16 protein-coding genes are annotated in these 17,243 nt (G+C 72.8%); 8 read left to right on the top strand and 8 right to left on the bottom strand.

The window, feature by feature from the left end; all coding sequences use genetic code 11:
- Nucleotides 1–22 precede the first annotated feature (22 nt).
- Both JQC91_RS15025 and JQC91_RS15020 read left to right on the top strand, forming a co-directional pair.
- On the top strand, nucleotides 23–517 hold the full coding sequence (locus JQC91_RS15025; protein ID WP_203288048.1) for a glutathione peroxidase: 495 nt from the start codon (nucleotides 23–25) through the stop codon (nucleotides 515–517).
- 11 nt (nucleotides 518–528) lie between these two features.
- Nucleotides 529–1,641, top strand: coding sequence for an acetoin utilization protein AcuC (locus JQC91_RS15020; RefSeq protein ID WP_203288656.1), 1,113 nt, complete (start codon nucleotides 529–531; stop codon nucleotides 1,639–1,641).
- A 326-nt stretch (nucleotides 1,642–1,967) separates the two neighbouring features.
- Here JQC91_RS15020 and JQC91_RS15015 read toward each other — a convergent pair whose 3' ends face one another.
- From JQC91_RS15015 to JQC91_RS14980, 8 genes are all read right to left on the bottom strand, one after another.
- Nucleotides 1,968–2,513, bottom strand: coding sequence for a PIN domain-containing protein (locus JQC91_RS15015; protein ID WP_203288046.1), 546 nt, complete (start codon nucleotides 2,511–2,513; stop codon nucleotides 1,968–1,970).
- Complete coding sequence (locus tag JQC91_RS15010) at nucleotides 2,510–3,697, bottom strand: class I SAM-dependent methyltransferase (protein ID WP_203288044.1); 1,188 nt, start codon at nucleotides 3,695–3,697, stop codon at nucleotides 2,510–2,512. The genes JQC91_RS15015 and JQC91_RS15010 overlap by 4 nt, the downstream gene beginning before the upstream one ends.
- Before the next feature lie 46 nt (nucleotides 3,698–3,743).
- The gene (locus JQC91_RS15005; protein WP_203288042.1) at nucleotides 3,744–3,890 is read right to left on the bottom strand and encodes a hypothetical protein; all 147 of its coding nucleotides are present in this window, start codon (nucleotides 3,888–3,890) and stop codon (nucleotides 3,744–3,746) included.
- Nucleotides 3,891–4,086: 196 nt separating this feature from the next.
- Nucleotides 4,087–4,842: an aldolase/citrate lyase family protein gene (locus JQC91_RS15000; RefSeq protein ID WP_203288040.1), complete on the bottom strand. Its 756-nt coding sequence runs from the start codon at nucleotides 4,840–4,842 to the stop codon at nucleotides 4,087–4,089.
- 8 nt (nucleotides 4,843–4,850) lie between these two features.
- Entirely contained in the window at nucleotides 4,851–7,526 is a 2,676-nt protein-coding gene (locus JQC91_RS14995; RefSeq protein WP_203288038.1) for an ATP-binding protein, read from the bottom strand.
- Nucleotides 7,523–7,828 carry a hypothetical protein gene (locus tag JQC91_RS14990; protein WP_203288036.1) on the bottom strand — a complete coding sequence of 102 codons (306 nt, stop codon included), beginning with the start codon at nucleotides 7,826–7,828 and terminating at the stop codon, nucleotides 7,523–7,525. Before JQC91_RS14990 ends, JQC91_RS14995 begins: the two co-directional genes overlap by 4 nt.
- The gene (locus JQC91_RS14985; RefSeq protein WP_203288034.1) at nucleotides 7,825–8,220 is read right to left on the bottom strand and encodes a response regulator; all 396 of its coding nucleotides are present in this window, start codon (nucleotides 8,218–8,220) and stop codon (nucleotides 7,825–7,827) included. The genes JQC91_RS14990 and JQC91_RS14985 overlap by 4 nt, the downstream gene beginning before the upstream one ends.
- Before the next feature lie 34 nt (nucleotides 8,221–8,254).
- On the bottom strand, nucleotides 8,255–9,520 hold the full coding sequence (locus JQC91_RS14980) for a helix-turn-helix domain-containing protein (protein WP_203288031.1): 1,266 nt from the start codon (nucleotides 9,518–9,520) through the stop codon (nucleotides 8,255–8,257).
- Nucleotides 9,521–9,747: 227 nt separating this feature from the next.
- On the opposite strand from JQC91_RS14980, the gene JQC91_RS14975 reads away from it, so the two are divergent.
- The 6 genes from JQC91_RS14975 (at nucleotide 9,748) to acs (ending at nucleotide 17,135) form a co-directional block, all read left to right on the top strand.
- A complete protein-coding gene (locus tag JQC91_RS14975; protein ID WP_203288029.1) occupies nucleotides 9,748–11,121 on the top strand; it encodes a substrate-binding protein in 1,374 nt (457 codons plus the stop codon).
- A 63-nt stretch (nucleotides 11,122–11,184) separates the two neighbouring features.
- The gene (locus JQC91_RS14970) at nucleotides 11,185–12,222 is read left to right on the top strand and encodes a branched-chain amino acid ABC transporter permease (RefSeq protein WP_203288027.1); all 1,038 of its coding nucleotides are present in this window, start codon (nucleotides 11,185–11,187) and stop codon (nucleotides 12,220–12,222) included.
- A gap of 93 nt (nucleotides 12,223–12,315) precedes the next feature.
- Nucleotides 12,316–13,500 (top strand): branched-chain amino acid ABC transporter permease, encoded by a 1,185-nt coding sequence (locus tag JQC91_RS14965; protein ID WP_238941605.1) that lies wholly within the window; start codon nucleotides 12,316–12,318, stop codon nucleotides 13,498–13,500.
- Complete coding sequence (locus JQC91_RS14960; RefSeq protein WP_203288023.1) at nucleotides 13,500–14,261, top strand: ABC transporter ATP-binding protein; 762 nt, start codon at nucleotides 13,500–13,502, stop codon at nucleotides 14,259–14,261. The genes JQC91_RS14965 and JQC91_RS14960 overlap by 1 nt, the downstream gene beginning before the upstream one ends.
- An 88-nt stretch (nucleotides 14,262–14,349) precedes the next feature.
- The gene (locus tag JQC91_RS14955; RefSeq protein ID WP_203288022.1) at nucleotides 14,350–15,105 is read left to right on the top strand and encodes an ABC transporter ATP-binding protein; all 756 of its coding nucleotides are present in this window, start codon (nucleotides 14,350–14,352) and stop codon (nucleotides 15,103–15,105) included.
- Nucleotides 15,106–15,182: 77 nt separating this feature from the next.
- A complete protein-coding gene (acs, locus tag JQC91_RS14950) occupies nucleotides 15,183–17,135 on the top strand; it encodes an acetate--CoA ligase (protein WP_203288021.1) in 1,953 nt (650 codons plus the stop codon).
- The last annotated feature ends 108 nt before the right edge of the window (nucleotides 17,136–17,243 follow it).

Below are 17,243 nucleotides of genomic sequence, written 5' to 3'. Positions count from 1 at the left end.
GCCGCGCCCCTACCTTCCGCCCATGCGCGCCATGGCCCTCCTCCTCCTCGCCACCCCCGCCGCGGCCTTCGAGTTCGAGGCCATCGAGGGCGGCACCATCGACCTCGCCGCCCTGCCCGGCCCCGTCCTCGTCGTGAACACCGCCAGCCGGTGCGGCTTCACCCCGCAACTCGAGGGGCTGCAGGCCCTGCACGAGACCTACGGTCCCCGCGGCCTCACCGTGCTCGCCGTCCCCTCCGACAGCTTCCGGCAGGAACTGGGCTCCGAGGCCGAGGTCGCCGAATTCTGCGAGGTCCAGTACGGCCTGACCGTCCCCATGACGACGATCACCGACGTCACCGGCGCCGACGCCCACCCCTTCTACCGCTGGCTCGCCGACGCCCACGGCGCGGCTCCGACGTGGAACTTCAACAAGGCGCTGATCGACGGCGACCGCCTCCTCGCCTTCGAGCCCGCGCCCACGCGCATGGACGCCCCGCGCCTGACCCGCGCCATCGAGGCCGCGCTGGCCGAGTGACCGCCGCCCGGATGCTCGGCCACGAGGTCTATCGCGGCTCCTCCTACGGCCCGTGGCACCCGCTGCGCGTCCCCCGCGTCTCCACGGTCATGGACCTGTCCCGCGCGCTCGGCTGGCTCCCGCGCGACCGCTTCCTCCGGTCGCCCCGCGCCAAGCCGGAGGCGCTCCACCTCTGGCACACCCCCGCCTATGTCGACGCCCTCGCGCGGGCCGAGGCGGCGGGCACCGTCGACGACCCCACCCGCGCCCGGCACGGCCTCGGCACCACGTCCAACCCCGTCTTCGCCGAAGTCTGGCGTCGTCCCGCCACATCGGCGGGCGCGTCGCTGCTGGCGGGTAACCTGCTGCGCGACGGCGGCATCGTCCACCACCCCGGCGGCGGCACGCACCACGCCTTCCCCGACCGCGCGGCGGGGTTCTGCTACCTCAACGACCCGGTCCTCACGATCCTGTCGCTGCGCCGGAACGGCGCCCGCCGCATCGCCTACGTGGACATCGACGCCCATCACGGCGACGGGGTGGAGCACGCCTTCGCCGCCGACCCCGACACGCTCCTGATCTCCGTCCACGAGGAGCGGCGCTGGCCCTTCACCGGCCACCTCGCGGATCGCGGCATCGGCCAGACCTTCAACCTCCCCCTCCCCCGCGGGAGCCACGACGGCGACGCGGCCCACCTCCGCGACCGCCTGATCGCCCCCCTGCTGGAGCGCATGGCCCCCGACGCCATCGTCCTGCAATGCGGGGCCGACGCCGTGGAGGAGGACCCGCTCTCCCGCCTCGCATGGTCCAACCGCGCGCACGAGGGGATCGTGCGGCGCCTCATGGGCCTCGCGCCCCGCCTCGTGGTGCTGGGCGGCGGCGGCTACAACCCGTGGTCGGTGGGGCGATGCTGGACGCTCGTCTGGGCGGCGCTCTCGGGCGCGGACGTGCCCGACCGCCTGCCCCCCGAGGCGGAGGACGTGCTGCGCGGCCTCGAATGGCGCGGCGCGCGGGCGGGCCGGACGCCGCCGGAGCACTGGTTCACGAGCCTGCGCGACGCGGGGCGCGGGGACCGGCCGTCGCCCGAGGTGGAGGCGCGGGTCGAGGCGCTGATGACGCGGGACGACGTGCTGATCCCCGCCTGAGCGAGACGGCAGCGCATCGCAGGGCCGTGGCGCGGCGACCAGACCTCCCCGCGAAGCGATTTATCCCTCACCCCCGCACGACGCCCCGGCGTCGCGGGACCTTCGACGGATCGCCGGGCCGGGGGACGGCCCGGCGATGCGCGGACCGCTACGCGGTCGTATCGCGCAGGACGCCACGCGTCGTCGGAGCAGGGCCAGTGCCGGACCGGGGGTCGGCGCATCCGACCTCCGGGCGGCGCGGTTTATCCATCGACTGTCGGAAGACGCGTCCGCGTCGCGCATCCTTCGACGAAGCGCCGGCCCGCGCACCGGGCCGGGCGCTCCGCTCAGGCGGACACCACCGCCTTCCCCAGCCGCGGCAGCCGCACCCGCTTCAGGAGCGCCCGCGCTGCCACCGGCTCCCCCGCCATCGCCTCGGCGCGCGCGCGCACCGCCTCCACGGCCCCCTCCACCGCGGCCCCGTCCCGCAGCCACAACTCCATCAGCAGCGCGTCCGGCGGCTCGACCTCGATCCCCTCGGCCCGCACCTCGCCCTTGGGGAAGTCGCGCATGTTCAACGTCACCAGCCGGTCCGCGCCCCCGTCGATCGCCGCCGCCAGCACGTGCACGTCGTCCGGGTCCGGCAGCCACAGCCGCGCCTGCGTCCCCGCGCCCACGCGCACCTCCGCCTCCGGCCACGCGGCGCGCGCCAAGGCCACCTCGGCCCGCGCCTGCGCCTCGCCCGTGGGGCCGATCTTGCGCGCCGCCCGCGCCCATTCCTCGAGGATGCGCTCGGACCAGAGCGGGCGGAACGCGCCCGTCGCCGCCACGCCCAGCAGGATCTCCCGCAGCACCGTCGGGTAGAGCACGCAGGCGTCGAGCAGGACCTTCACGACAGCCTGAACGTCAGCGCCTTGAGGTAGCCCGTCTCCGCCAGCAGCGGATGCACCGGATGGTCCGGCCCCGCGAACCCCGTCCGCACCAGCGCCGCGCGCCGCCCCGCCCGCCCGATCCCGCGCGCGCAGGCCGCGTGGAAGCGCGACAGGTCCGCCGCGTGCGAGCAGGAGCAGAGCGTCAGCCACCCGCCCTCCGCGACCAAGGGCGCGGCCAGCCGGGCCACCCGCTCGTAGGCGCGTAGCCCCTTGTCCAGCGCGGGCTTGGCGGGCGCGAAGGCGGGCGGGTCGCAGATCACGCTGTCGAAGGTCTCCCCCGCCAGCGCGTCCAGCGCGGCGAAGGCGTCCGACTTGGTGGTGGCGAACCGGTCCCCCATCCCCATCGCGTCCGCCCCGCCGGTGGCCAGTTCCAAGGCCGCCGGCGAACCGTCAACCGCCGTCGCATGGGCCGCGCCGCCCGCCAGCGACGCGAGCGCGAAGCCTCCCACATGCGAGAACACGTCCAGCACCCGCCCGCCCGGCGCCAGCCGCGCGGCGAAGGCGTGGTTCGGGCGCTGGTCGTAGAACAGCCCCGTCTTCTGCCCGCCCGTCAGGTCCGCGAGGTAGGTCGCCCCGTTCATCGGCACCGGGACGGGGGCGTCCGGCGCGGTCCCGCGCAGCACGCCCGGAACGTCGTCCAGCCCCTCCAAGGCGCGGGTCCGCCCCGAGGCGGACTTCAGGATCGTCGTCGCGCCGGTGACGTCGGCGATGGCCTCCACCATGGGCCCCAGCAGCGCCTCGGCCCACGCCGCGTTGGGCTGCAGCACGACCGCGTCCCCGAACCGGTCCGCGACCACGCCGGGCAGCCCGTCGCCCTCGGCATGGATCAGGCGGTGGTAGGGGGCGTCGTAGAGCGTCGCGCGCATCGCGTGGGCGGCGGCGACCTTGGCGCGCAGCCACGCGGCGTCGATCCCGGCCTCCGGCGTGTCCAGCACCCGCACGGCGATCTTCGACAGCGGGTTCACCGCGACCGTCGCCAGCGGCACCCGCTCGGCGTCCTCCAGCGTGGCGATCGTGCCGGGGGCGAGCGCCTTGGACCGCCGGTCCAGCACGAGGTCGTCGGCATAGACCCACGGGTGCCCGTGGCGGACGCGGCGCGCGTCGGCGCGGGGCTTCAGGCGGATGACGGGGCGCTCGAACGACATGGGGGGCGCCTAGCGCCCCCCACATCCGTCGGCAATGTCGTCTCGCTCAGGCGGTCTGCGCGGCACCCTGCGGCAGGCGCACGCCGCGGAGGCGGGCGGCGACGCGGGCGAAGAAGGCGCGGGTCACCTCGGCGCGCAGGGCGCGGGCGCGGTTCTCGATGGCGATGGCGTCGAGGGTGGTCGGGTGGATCATCGGTCGTCTCCGGCTCGGACGCGAGCGTGGCCCCGAATGGGTCAGCCCTGCTGTCCTTGTTCGATGAACCCGATATGGACGCCGCGCCGCGGCATGACCAATGCCCATGCCTCAACGCCGCGTTGCGGCATGCGCAAACCGGCGTACGGATCGTGAAGGAGGGCCGGACAGCCCCGTACGAAACGTACGGAACCCGTCAGTCGAGGGCGTGGACGCCCTCGGCCACCTCGCGCGCGCCGCGCAGCATCCACGCGTGCTCGGAGGCCACGAAGAAGCACGTCACCCCGTGCCGCCGCCACTCCGCCGCCTTCGCCGCGTCGGGCACCCACGTCACGTAGCCCTTGCCCCGCGCCCGGCACGCCGCGCCGATCTTGGACAGCGCCTCGGGCAGGTCCGCGTTGTCGAGGCTCGCGTGGCCGTAGCCCACCGACAGGTCGGCGGGCCCCGCGAAGAGCGCGTCGATCCCGTCCACGGCGGCGATGGCGTCGGCCGCGTCCACGCCCTCCGGCTCCTCGATCTGGACGATCACCACCGTCTCCGCGTCCTGCGCCAGCACGTCGCCCATCGGCCGCGTCGCGTAGCCCGCCCAACGGGTCGAGCCTGCGAAGCCCCGCCCGCCGCGCCCGAAATGCGCCGCGTCCGCAACGGCTTGCGCCTTCTCCACGGTGTCGACATGCGGCACGACCACCCCCGTCGCGCCGAGGTCCAAGGCGCCGAGGATCGCGTCCGGCGTGCCCGCGCCCACGCGCACCAGCACCGGCAGGCCGTGGGCGCGGGCGACGGCGAGGGCCGCGTCCGTCTCGCCCCGGCCCCACGGCGCGTGCTCGGCGTCGATGCAGACGAAGTCGAGGCCGGCCTTGGCCATGATCTCGATCACGACGTGGGAGGGCGTCTTGAGGAAGGTCCCGGCGAGGAACTCGCCGCCCCGGAGGCGGTCGCGGAAGCTGGGCATGGGGTCTCCTATTCGGCGGCCAGTTCGGTCGCCGCAGGGGTCGCATGCGGCAGGCGCAGGCGGAAGGCCGCGCCGCCCTGCCCCGCGAGATAGTCGATCGACCCGCCCAGCCGCCCCATCACCTCGCGGCAGATGGCGAGGCCCAGCCCCGCGCCCCCGGCGGCGGTCGGGTCGCCGAGGCGGGCGAACTTCTGGAAGATCACGGCCCGGTCGGCGGGGGCGATGCCGCTGCCGTTGTCGATCAGGTCCACGACGATCCCGTCCGGGCGGGTCGCGGTGCGGATCGTCAGGTCCGGCGCCGGGGCGTCGCAGTACTTGGCCGCGTTGGCCACGAGGTTGATGAAGACCTGAGCCAGACGGTCCGGGTCCGTCACCAGCGCGACGCCCTCGGCGGCGGGGTCGCGGGTGACGGTGAGGCGGGTGTCCACCTGGCTCGTGGCGGCCGTGACCGCCCGGTCGATGACGGAGGCGAGGGTCACCTCCTCCAAGGCGAGCTCCACTTGGCCCGATTCCAGCACGCCGATGTCGAGCAGGTCGTCGAGCAGCCGCGTGAGGCGGCGGCTCTCGTCGAGGATGATGCCGGCGAAGCGGGCGCGGTCGGCCTCGGAGTGGCCCCCTTCGCGCAGGATCTCGGAGAAGGCGCGGATCGAGGTCATCGGCGTCCGGAGCTCGTGGCTGACCTGCCCGAGGAAGGCGTCCTTCTGGCGCCCCAGCCGCGTGAGCGCGGCGTTCGCCTCGCGCAGCTCGGCCGTGGTGCGGCGCAGCTCCTCGGTGCGGGCCTCCAGCCGGGCGGAGGTCTCCAGCACCTGCGCCGTCTCGTCGGCGACCGCGATCAGGTCCTCCACCCCCACGGCCTGCCCGCCGCCGAGGCCGGAGATCATCGCGTGCGCCGTCGCCGCGCCGACCGACCCCGCGAGCCGCCGCTCCAGCCGGTCGAGCAGTGCGGGCGTGGTCGCGGGCAACTCGCCGGGGCGGCCTTGGCTCCGGGCCTCGGCGGCGAAGAGGGCCTGCGCCTCGTCGGCGCCGAGGATGCGCTGGGTCGCGACGAGCAGCTCCTGCGCGCCGGGCCCGACCGCGCGCCCGTCGCGCGACGGGGCGGCCACGGGGAGGTCGACGAAGCGCGGGGCCTGCAGCATCTCCATCGGCGTGGGCCGGGTCAGCAGCGAGACGAGGCAGAGCAGCGTGGCGTTCAGCCCGAGCGACAGCATCAGCGCCACGACCAGCGGATCGCCCGCGAGGCCGAACATCGCCTCGGGGCGCAGCCATCCGACGCCGAACGGGCCCTGCGCCAAGAGGCCTGCGGGCACCAGCGACCCGGCGAAGACGGGGACCAGCATCACCCACGCCCAGATCGCGAAGCCCGACAGGATGCCCGCCGCCGCGCCCGCGCGGGTCGCCCCCTTCCACGTCAGCGCGGCGACGAGCGCGGGGAGCACCTGCGCCAGCCCGACGAAGGCGATCAGCCCGATGGACGCCAGCGCCGCCGTGCCGCCGGTCGTGCGGTAGTAGAGCCACGCGAGGCCGAGGACCGCGACGATGGCGAGGCGGCGGGCGGTGAGCGCGACCGCGCGGACGTCGCCCGAGATCGTCGCCCCGCCCGCCCCGCGCAGGGCGAACCACGCGGGCATCACGACGTGGTTCGACAGCATCGTCGCCAGCGCGAGCGCCGCGACGATCACCATGGACGTGGCCGAGGAGAAGCCGCCGAGGAAGGCGAGCATCGCCAGCCCCTCCCGCTCGCCCGCGAGCGGGAGGGTCAGGACGAAGAGGTCGGGGTTCGTGCCGGGCAGCATCCGCAGCCCCGTGACCGCGATGGGCACGACGAAGAGGCACATCGCCAGCAGGTAGAGGGGGAAGGCCCACGAGGCGGTGGCGAGGTCGCGTTCCTCGGGGGCCTCGACCACGAGGACGTGGAACATGCGCGGAAGGCAGACGATGGCCGCGCCCGACACGAGGATCAGCCCCGCCCAGCGCCCCGGCCCGCCGGTCCAGTCCGCCACCGGCGAGACGCGGATCGCCTCGAGCGCGGCGCGGGCGCCGCCGTTGAGGCCCCAGACCACGTAGGCGCCGACGGCGAGGAGGGCTACGAGCTTGACCACCGCCTCGACGGCGATGGCCGAGACGATGCCCTCGTGGCGCTCGTCCACGTCGAGGCGGCGCGTGCCGAAGAGGATGGTGAACAGCGCGAGCCCCGCGGCGATCCAGAGCGCGCCGGAGCGGGCCTCGGTCGCCTCCGGCCCCGCGAACACGGCGAGCGAGGCGGTCACGGACTGCAACTGCAGCGCGATGTAGGGCGTGGTGCCCACCAGCGCGAGCAGGGTGACGATGACGCCGAGCGCGGCGGACTTGCCGAAGCGCGAGGAGATCATGTCCGCGATGGAGGTGACGCGCTCGGCGCGGCCGACGCGGACGAGCTTGCGCAGCAGTGTCCACCATCCGATCAGCACGAGCGTCGGGCCGAGGTAGATCGTCATGAACTCGAGGCCCGAGCGCGCGGCGTAGCCCACCGCGCCGTAGAAGGTCCACGCGGTGCAGTAGACCGACAGCGACAGCGTGTAGATCAGGGGGCCGCGCAGGCCGGGGCGGCCCCGGCGCGCCCGGCCCTCGGCGTAGAAGGCGATGGCGAAGAGCGCGGCGACGTAGGCGAGGCAGACGCCGACGAGCAGGTTCGGCGTGAGGGTCATCCCCCCTCCCCCTCCCCGGCGCCGGGGCCTCCGGGCGCGGGGTCGCGGTCGCGGTTGACCGCGCGCGCGATCAGCGCCGCGAGCGCGATGACCCCCGCCCATGCGGCGAAGAGGTAGACGAGGCCCGGGGCCGTGGCGCCCGCGCCGCGCCCGGACAGGACGAGGTCGGGCGCGATCAGGAGGACGGCCCCGAGCAGCGGCAGCAGCCGGGCGGCGTCCGTGCGCCGCGCGCGGTCCTGCGCGCGCCGCTGCGCGGCGGAGGCGGCGGGGGCCATGCCCCGGAAGGGGTCGCGCGCGCTCATCTGCCCGCGAGGTCGCGCACGGCCTCGGCCAGCTCGGCGTTGGAGAAGGGCTTGGTCATGAACCGCGTGGCCCCCAGCGCCATCGCGCGGTCGCGGTCCTTGGCCTGCCCCTTGGCGGTGAGCATCAGCACGGGGACGTCCGCATGGGGGCCTCGGCGTACCTCCTGCAGCACGTCGAAGCCCGAGCGGCCCGGCAGCATCACGTCCAGCACCACGACGTCGGGCGCGTGCCGGGCGACGGCCGCCGGCGCGGTGGTGCCGTCGTGATGCGCGGCCACGTGCCAGCCCGCGCGCCCCAGCACGAAGCGGATCGCGGTGGCGATGTTCTCCTCGTCCTCGATCAGGAGGACGCGGCCCGGCCCCGCCTCGGGGCCGGATGGCGCGTCGGTCATGGCGGGCCTCCCTTCCCGTCACGGCGCGGGCCCGTCAGCCCGCCGGATCACCTTGCGCGCCGGACGGGGGGCTGTCCAGCGCCGCCCCGGCGGCGGGCGGCGCGCGCCGCGCGGCGCAGGTGCGCGGGCAGCGCGGGCAGGACGGCCCGACCGCGCGCCCGCCCGCCGCGTCCGCGGGCCGGGCCAGCATCGCCGCGCGGCGCGGCGCGGGGGCGTCCCAGCCTGCCGGGGCCTGCCGCGCGGCGGCGGCGACCGCGTGCCACGCGCCGCCGTCGGGCATCTCGAGGCGCGCCTCGACCGGGCGGTCGTCGGCGCGCGCCTCCCAGAGCGGCCAGAGCGGGCAGAGCGCGCCGTCGCCCACCGGGAACCCCGCCGCCGCCCGGGCCGCAACGATTCCCCCCGCGCCGTCGACCTCGACGAAGGCCGCGTCGGGGTCGGCGACGGCCATCCGGCGCAGCACGAGCGGCCCGTCGCCCCCCGCGGCGTCCCACACGTCGGGAATCGCGCGGCCATCGACCCGGTGCAGCGGCAGGCGCGCGGCGTCGGTTGCGTAGGCCTCGAGCCGCAGGCGCACCCAGTCGCGCGCGGCCTGCGGCACGCCTTCCAGCAGCGCGGGGATGGCCGCCGCCCCATCCGCCTCGATTCCGTCGAACCGGTGCCGATGCGCCGCGAAGAGGCGGGCCGCGTGATCCTCCGCCGTGGCCGGCTCGGGCGCGTCGCGGGCCTCCAAGCGGGCGGCCACGGCCTCGGCCCCGGCGGCGAGCCGGCGGCTCTCGGCGTCGAGGGAGGCGTGGAAGCGCGCGCGCCACGTCGCGTCGAGGTCCGGATCCCCGGCGAGGATCGAGGCGGTGGAGCGCACGGCGGAGGCGGTCGAGAGCATCTCGTGCACCGCGTCGGTCAGCACGGGGTCGTGCGCCATCCGGTCCGAGAGGGCGGCGGCGGCACGGGCGTGGCGGCGCGCCTCGCCGTCGAGATCGACGATCATCTCCGCCCAGCGCGGATGCCGCGCCGCGAGCGCGTCCGCCTCGTCCAGCGCGCCGGGGGGCAGGCGTCCTTCCGCGACGGCGCGGAGCGCGGCGGCGGCGGGCGTGCGGGCGGCGAGGGCCTCGGCCTCCAGCCCGAGCGCCGCGGCGAGGCGCGCGAGGAGCGGCGCGGTCGCGGGGCGGCGCCCATGCTCGATGAGGTTGAGGTAGGACGGCGAGATGCCCGCCCGCGCCGCGAGCGCCGCTTGCGCGATCCCGGCGGCCAGCCGCGCCTCGCGCAGCCGGGCCCCGCCCCGTCCGTCCGGCGTCCCGGCCATCCCGTCGCCCCCTCCGCTCCCGCAGTTCCCCTTGCGCCCGCGATCGATTTACAGCCCCCCGGGCGCGGTCTGTCAATTCGTTTACAGCCGAGGCGCGTTTGCGGAGACATATTCTTGCCGCGATCCGCGACGCCGCGTCATAACCGGACCATCCGCCGAGACGCGGACCCGCCGGATGCGCCCTGGAGGAGGGACGGAGCCGGCGCGGAATCACAGGGAGGGTCTCCATGACCAACAAGTTGACGCGCCGCGGCGCGCTCAAGACTGGTGCCGCTGCCGGCGCCGGCCTCGCGACGCCGATCGTCTTCACGTCGAACGTCTGGGCCGACGGCCACACCGGGTTCACCAACGCGCCGCAGGGCGACACGGTCACGCTGGGCTTCAACGTGCCCCAGACCGGCCCCTACGCCGACGAGGGCGCGGACGAGCTGCGCGCCTTCCAGCTGGCGGTCGAGCACCTCAACGGCGAGGGCGACGGCGGGATGCTGTCCACCTTCTCGTCCAAGGCGCTGGAAGGGAACGGCATCCTCGGCAAGCGCGTCGAGTTCGTGACCGGCGACACCCAGACCAAGTCGGACGCCGCGCGCGCCTCCGCCCGCTCGATGATCGAGAAGGACGGCGCCATCATGATCTCCGGCGGCTCGTCCTCGGGCGTGGCCGTGGCCGTGCAGGGCCTGTGCCAAGAGGCGGGCGTCATCTTCATGGCGGGCCTCACGCACTCCAACGACACGACCGGCAAGGACCGGAAGGCCAACGGCTTCCGGCACTTCTTCAACTCCTACATGTCGGGCGCCGCGCTCGCGCCGATCCTCGTCGACCAGTACGGCAACGACCGGAAGGCCTATCACCTGACGGCCGACTACAACTGGGGCTACACCACCGAGGAGGCCGTCCGGTCGTCCACGGAGGCCTTGGGCTGGGAGACGGTCGCGGCGGTCAAGACGCCGCTGACGCAGACGGACTTCTCGTCCTACATCACGCCGGTCCTGCAGTCGGGCGCCGACGTGCTCGTGCTGAACCACTACGGCGGCAACATGGTCAACTCGCTGACCAACGCCGTGCAGTTCGGCCTGCGCGCGCAGGAGGCCAACGGCAAGCAGTTCGAGATCATCGTGCCGCTCTACTCGGAGCTGATGGCGCGCGGCGCGGGCGAGAACATCGCCGGCATCTTCGGGTCGCAGAACTGGGACTGGAAGCTCGAGAACCAGCTGGGCGACCGCTACTCGGGCACCAACGCCTTCGTGCAGTCCTTCGGCGAGAAGTACGGCTTCCCGCCGTCGCAGGCGGCGCACACCTGCTACGTGCAGACGCTGCTCTACGCGGACGCGGTCACGCGGGCCGGCTCCTTCGCGCCCTGCGCGGTGGACGAGGCGCTCTCGGGCTTCGAGTTCGACGGCCTCGGCAACGGCCCGACCCTCTACCGGGCCGACGACCACCAGTGCTTCAAGGACGTGGTCGTGGTGCGCGGCAAGGAGAACCCGGAGAACGAGTTCGACCTCGTGGAGATCGTCGAGGTCACGCCGGTCGACCAGGTCACCTACGCCCCCGATCACCCTCAGTTCGCGGGCGGCCAGCTGGGCACCTGCAACAACGGCGCCTGAGCCGCACCGGGGAGGCCGCGCGCGGCCTCCCCTCCCCCTTGGCAGCGCCGCGAGGACGACCCGATGGACGCCATCATCCTTCAAATCCTGAACGGGCTGGACAAGGGCAGCGCCTACGCGCTGATCGCCCTCGGCCTGACCCTGATCTTCGGCACGCTCGGCGTCGTGAACTTCGCCCACGGCGCGCTGTTCATGATCGGCGCCTTCGTGGCCGTGACCCTCAACAAGGTGCTCGCGCTGGGCTTCGTCGACGAGAACGCCGAGGCCACGAGCGTGGGCGGCTTCTCCTTCGGCGGCGCGCAGGAGACGCTCTACGTCGAGCACTGGTTCGGCGAGGCGGCGGGCGGCTGGATCTCCGACTGGTCGGTGCCGCTGGCGATCCTGTTCGCCATCCCGATCATGATCGCCGTCGGCTTCGTGATGGAGCGTGGCCTGATCAAGCACTTCTACAAGCGCCCGCACGCGGACCAGATCCTCGTGACCTTCGGCCTCGCGATCGTGCTGCAGGAGATCATCAAGTACTTCTACGGCGCCAACCCGATCCCGACCGCCGCGCCGGACGCCTTGCGCGGCGCGTTCGACCTCGGCGCGCTGATCGGCTTCGACCCGGGCACGATCATCTACCCCTACTGGCGCCTCGTGTACTTCTTCTTCGCCGCGGTCATCATCACCGGCGTCTTCGCCTTCCTGCAGTTCACCACCTTCGGCATGGTCGTCCGCGCCGGCATGGCGGACCGCGAGACGGTGGGCCTCTTGGGCATCGACATCGACAAGCGCTTCACGCTGATGTTCGGCCTCGCGGCCGCCGTCGCGGGACTGGCGGGGGTGATGTACGTGCCCATCGCGCCGCCCAACTACCACATGGGCATGGACTTCCTCGTGCTCAGCTTCGTGGTGGTCGTCGTCGGCGGCATGGGCTCGCTGCCCGGCGCGGTGCTGGCGGGCTTCCTGCTCGGCATCCTCGAGAGCTTCGCGTCCATGCGCGAGGTGATCGACCTCGTCCCCGGCATCAACCAGGTGATCATCTACCTCGTTGCCGTCGTCATCCTGCTCACCCGTCCGCGCGGCCTCATGGGTCGCAAGGGCGTCATGGAGGACTGATCCATGGCCGTCACCGACAACCAGCCGACCTACGCGCCCAAGGCACAGAGCGCCGCGCGCGCGCCGGGCCTCACCAAGCGGGACTGGAGCCTCATGATCCTCGTGGTGGCGCTCGTCGCCCTCGCGCCCATCCTGCTCAACCCGTTCCCGACGGACTCCAGCCTCGCGCAGTTCAACGCGGGCTACCCGGACCTGATGCAGCGCTTCGTGATCTTCGGGATCTTCGCGGTGGGCTTCAACATCCTGTTCGGCCTGACCGGCTACCTCTCGTTCGGCCACGCGGCCTTCCTCGGGGCGGGCTCCTTCGCGGGGGTTTGGATGTTCAAGCTCTTGGGCATGAACGTGCTCTTCGCGATCGTCGCCTCGGTGGCGGTGGCGGGGGTGTTCGCGCTGATCGTGGGCTACGTCAGCCTGCGGCGCTCCGGCATCTACTTCTCGATCCTGACGCTCGCCTTCGCGCAGATGTCCTTCGCGCTGGCCTACTCGGTGCTGACGCCGATCACGGGCGGCGAGACGGGGCTGCAGCTCTCGAAGTCGGACCCGCGCATCTTCGGCGAGCAGGTGGCCGCGGACGGCAACCTGCCGGTGACGACGCTGTTCGGTCTGGACATGCGCGACAGCCTGATCGTCGACGCGGGTGCGTGGGAGTTCGTGTTCAACGCGGGCTACTACGTCTGCGCGGTCGCGCTGATCATCGCGTTCTACGTGTCGATCCGCATCTTCCGCTCGCCCTTCGGCATGATGCTGCGGGCGGTGAAGTCGAACCAGCAGCGGCTGAACTACACCGGGCTCAACCCCAAGCCCTACATGCTGGCGACCTTCGTGATCTCCGGCATGTACGCGGGCCTCGCGGGCGGGCTCATGGTGTCGATGGACCCGCTGGCCGGCGCCGAGCGGATGCAGTGGACCGCGTCGGGCGAGGTGGTGCTGATGACCATCTTGGGCGGGGCGGGCACGCTGATTGGCCCGGTCCTCGGCGCGGGCCTGATCAAGTACTTCGAGAACATCTTCTCGAAGATCAACAAGGGCGTGCTGGAGACGTGGTTCAGCGTCTTCCCCGACGGGCTGTCGGACGTGCTGGTCACGATCGTCTACCCCTTCGTGGGCAAGGGCTGGCACCTGACGCTGGGCATCATGTTCATGCTGGTGGTCATCTTCCTTCCCGGCGGCCTCGTGCAGGGCGTCCAGAAGGCGGCGACCGTGTTCCGGCGCGACCGGAACGCCCCGCCCGTCGAGGGGCCGGCGGCCGAGCGTCGCGCGCAGGCGGAGGACAAGTGATGGGACTCTTGGAGGTCAAGGACGTCGGCAAGCGCTTCGGCGGGCTGCAGGCGCTCTCGGACGTGAACCTGAGCGTGGCCGAAGGCACGGTCCACGCGATCATCGGGCCGAACGGGGCGGGCAAGTCGACGCTGCTCAACTGCCTCGTGGGCAAGCTGATCCCCGACTCGGGGTCGGTCAGCTTCGACGGCCAGTCGGTGCTCGGGCGCAAGCCGCACGAGATCAACCAGATGGGCATCTCCCGGGTGTTCCAGACGCCCGAGATCTTCGGCGACCTCACGGTGCTGGAGAACATGATGATCCCCTGCTTCGCCGCCCGCGACGGCGCGTTCGAGCTGAACGCGTGGGGCAGCATGATGGGGGACCGCGAGGTCGTCGAGAAGGCCGAGGCCGAACTCGAGGAGATGCGGATGGCGGACAAGCGGCACATGCACGCCGCCGCCATGTCGCGCGGCGACAAGCGGCGGCTGGAGATCGGCATGTGCCTCGCCCAGCGGCCCAAGCTGCTGCTGCTCGACGAGCCGACGGCGGGCATGGCGCGAGCCGACACCAACAACACGATCGACCTGCTCAAGGAGATCCAAGAGAACCGCGGCATCACCATCGCCATCATCGAGCACGACATGCACGTCGTGTTCTCGCTGGCGCAGCGGATCACCGTGCTCGCCCAAGGCACGCCGCTGGTCGAGGACACGCCCGAGAACATCAAGGGCCACCCGAAGGTGCGCGAGGCCTACCTGGGCGAGTCGTCGGGGCACTGAGACCGTCATCCTCGGGCTCGACCCGAGGACCTTTGGACGCCGAGGTCCCCGGGTCAGGCCCGGGGATGACGGCGAGGGAGAGAAGACCATGACCGTGAAGCCCGACTTCACCACCGCCGCGAACCACGCGTCGACCGCGCCCGCCTACTTCAGCGTGCACGACATCCACGCCTACTACGGCGAGAGCTACATCGTGCAGGGCGTCAGCTTCAACGTGCACGAGGGCGAGATCCTCGCGCTGCTGGGGCGCAACGGGGCGGGCAAGACCTCGACCCTGCGCGCCTGCGCCCGGGTGAGCAGCCCGGAGGTGCAGCGCGGCGAGATCTGGCTCGACCACCAGCCGCTCCACACGATGTCCGCGCACCAGGCGGCGGCGGCGGGGCTGGGCCTCGTGCCCGAGGACCGGCGCATCATCCAAGGCCTCACGGTCGAGGAGAACCTCAAGCTCGCGCAGATCGCGCCGCCGATCGGCTGGTCGCTGGAGCGCGTCTACGACCTGTTCCCCAAGCTCAAGGAGCGCCGCAAGCAGGAAGGCGTGACGCTGTCGGGCGGGGAGCAGCAGATGCTCGCCATCGGGCGCGCGCTGACCCGCGACATCAAGGTACTGCTGCTGGACGAGCCCTACGAGGGGCTGGCCCCCGTCATCGTCGACAAGATCGAGGAGGCGCTGATCGAGATCAAGAAGCTCGGCATCACCACCGTCCTCGTCGAGCAGAACGCCGTGCGCGCGCTGGAGTTGGCCGACCGCGCGGTGATCCTCGACACCGGCGGCGTCGTGTTCGACGGCACCGCCAAGGAGGTGCTGGAGAACGCCCAGCTGCGCGCCGAGTACCTCGCCATCTGAGCCGGTCGCCGGACCGCGCGCGGTCCGGCCCGCCGGGGGCACGGCCCCCTCCACACGACACGACCCGGAGACATCCCATGTCCGACATGCGCCACCCGTCCGCCGACCTCGCCTCCTCCGCCCATGCCGACAAGGCGACCTACGACCGGATGTACGCGGACTCGGTCGCGGACCCCGCCGCCTTCTGGGGCGAGCACGGGAAGCGGGTCGACTGGATCAAGCCCTACTCGGAGGTGAAGGACACCTCCTTCGCGCCGGGCAACGTCTCGATCGAGTGGTTCCGGGACGGCACGCTGAACGTGGCGGCCAACTGCATCGACCGGCACCTCAAGGACCGGGGCGACCAGACCGCCATCATCTTCGAGCCGGACGACCCCGACAGCGTGGACGGCGGCGGCGCGCAGCACATCACCTACCAGCAACTGCACGCGCATGTCTGCAAGTTCGCCAACGTCCTGAAGGGGATGGGCGTCGGAAAGGGCGACCGCGTCGTGCTCTACATGCCGATGATCCCGCAGGCGGCCTATGCGATGCTCGCCTGCGCGCGGATCGGCGCGATCCATTCGGTGGTGTTCGGCGGCTTCTCGTCGGACGCGCTGGCCGCCCGCGTGGACGGCTGCGAGGCGAAGGTCGTGGTCACCGCCGACGAGGCCCCGCGCGGCGGCCGCAACACGCCGCTGAAGGTCAACGCCGACAAGGCGCTGGAGAAGGCGTCCACCTCGCCCAAGATGCTGGTCGTCAAGCGCACCGGCGGCGCCATAGACATGGTAGAGGGCCGCGACGTCTGGCTCCACGAGGCGGAGCAGGAGGTGTCGGACGTCTGCGAGCCCGAGGAGATGGCCGCCGAGGACCCGCTCTTCATCCTCTACACCTCCGGCTCGACGGGGATGCCCAAGGGCGTGGTCCACACGACCGGCGGCTACCTCGTCTATGCCTCGATGACGCACCAGTACACGTTCGACTACCGCGACGGCGAGGTGTTCTGGTGCACGGCGGACGTGGGCTGGGTGACGGGTCACAGCTACATCGTCTACGGCCCGCTCGCGAACGGGGCGACCACGCTGATGTTCGAGGGGGTGCCCACCTATCCGGACGCGGGCCGCTTCTGGGCCGTCTGCGAGAAGCACAAGGTAAACCAGTTCTACACCGCCCCCACCGCCATCCGCGCGCTGATGGGCAAGGGGACGGAGTGGGTCGAGAAGCACGACCTGTCGTCGATCCGCATCCTCGGCACCGTGGGCGAGCCGATCAACCCCGAGGCGTGGAACTGGTACGACGAGGTCGTGGGCGGGGGCCGCTGCCCCATCGTCGACACGTGGTGGCAGACCGAGACCGGCGGCCACCTGCTGACCCCCCTGCCCGGCGCCACGCCGACCAAGCCCGGCAGCGCAACCCTGCCCTTCTTCGGCGTGCAGCCCGCCGTGCTCGACGCACAGTCCGGCCAGGAGATCGAGACGGTCGAGGCCGAGGGCGTGCTCGTCATCAAGGATTCGTGGCCGGGCCAGATGCGGACCGTCTGGGGCGACCACGAGCGGTTCGAGAAGACCTACTTCGCCGACTATCCCGGCACCTACTTCACCGGTGACGGCTGCCGCCGGGACGCGGACGGCTACTACTGGATCACGGGCCGGGTGGACGACGTGATCAACGTCTCCGGGCACCGCATGGGCACGGCCGAGGTCGAGAGCGCGCTGGTCGCCCACCCCAAGGTGGCCGAGGCCGCCGTGGTCGGCTTCCCGCACGAGGTGAAGGGACAGGGCATCTACGCCTACGTCACCCTGATGGGCGGCGAGACGGAGTCCGAGGAGCTGCGCAAGGAACTGGAGACGTGGGTCCGCAAGGAGATCGGTCCCATCGCCAAGCCCGACGCGATCCAGTGGGCGCCGGGCCTGCCCAAGACGCGCTCGGGCAAGATCATGCGCCGCATCCTGCGCAAGATCGCCGAGAACGACACCGGCAGCTTGGGCGACACCTCCACGCTGGCGGACCCCGCCGTGGTGGACGACCTGATCGCCAACCGGGTCGGGTGAGCGCGGCGGGCACGCGCCCGGATCGGCCGTGATCCGGGCGCGCCCCGCCGGGTCGATCGGCCGGCCTGGCCGCGCGACCCCTGCGGCGGGGGCGCGGCGCGCCGGCAC

The sequence above is a fragment of the Jannaschia sp. Os4 genome, assembly GCF_016820245.1.
Taxonomy (GTDB): domain Bacteria; phylum Pseudomonadota; class Alphaproteobacteria; order Rhodobacterales; family Rhodobacteraceae; genus Jannaschia.
This window is presented reverse-complemented; position numbering and strand designations above follow the sequence as displayed.